This window comes from Lactobacillus sp. UMNPBX1 (assembly GCF_002554085.1).
In the GTDB taxonomy this organism is placed as follows: Bacteria; Bacillota; Bacilli; order Lactobacillales; family Lactobacillaceae; genus Lactobacillus; species Lactobacillus crispatus.
The window spans coordinates 1-882 of record NZ_PCZI01000053.1 but is presented as its reverse complement, the minus strand read 5'-3'; the positions used below and the strand labels follow the sequence as shown (position 1 = coordinate 882).

1 protein-coding gene is annotated in these 882 nt (G+C 26.4%); it reads right to left on the bottom strand.

The window, feature by feature from the left end:
• Nucleotides 1-202: 202 nt before the first annotated feature.
• Complete coding sequence (locus tag CP352_RS10735) at nucleotides 203-736, bottom strand: hypothetical protein (RefSeq protein WP_233186947.1); 534 nt, start codon at nucleotides 734-736, stop codon at nucleotides 203-205.
• Between the last annotated feature and the right edge of the window lie 146 nt (nucleotides 737-882).

The window sequence follows — 882 nt, the reverse complement described above, 5'->3', positions numbered from 1 at the left end:
TTTTTTTGTTCAAACCAATCATACGAGAAAGGAACTCCTTTTTCTAATGTTTAAAGAAATAAATTTAAGGAATCATTCATCCTTACACAAACTATTTTACGGTCTCTGGACCCATAATCTTCGCCTCTTTTCTTAATTTTTATATGGCCATTATACAAATTTAAATATTACCTCATTGCAAATATGTCATATATGACACTTTTTATTTTTTATACATTTTAGCAACAAAATCATCCATCCCTATTTGGTGCAGAAAATTTATTATTTTATGTGCGTTCTTATAGTTTTTATTCCACAAACTCTCATAATATTTTCCCATTATCAATGTAAAACAATTTTGGGGACTAGTTTCTACTTGTTTTAATTGATCTATTGCTCGTTCAATGACCTTAGTATTCTCATTTCCGAGACAAAATGAATAATCTAAAAAATTTACTAAAATAGCTGGAATAAATCTTGCAAAATCAGCATCTTTATTTTGTTTACTCTTATCTAAGATCGACTGAACTATTACATTCATTTCTTCGATTTCAAACAAACTCATAGCCATTGAAAACAGGCGTAAATTATATTTATCCCAATTATCAACTTCAAAAATTGATTCCTTAATAAAATTCTTTTGCGATATAGGCATTTTATCTATATTTCCCTCTAAATTATTTTTTAATAATATTGCATGTGCTAGTAGATTTTTAGTTTGTCTATCTTGCTTTTCATGTTTTAAATCATTTACTATTTTTTGTATTGCAATTAAATTATTCCTATAATAACTTTCTGAGACTGTAAAATAGTTTGTGTAAGGATGAATGATTCCTTAAATTTATTTCTTTAAACATTAGAAAAAGGAGTTCCTTTCTCGTATGATTGGTTTGAACAAAAAAA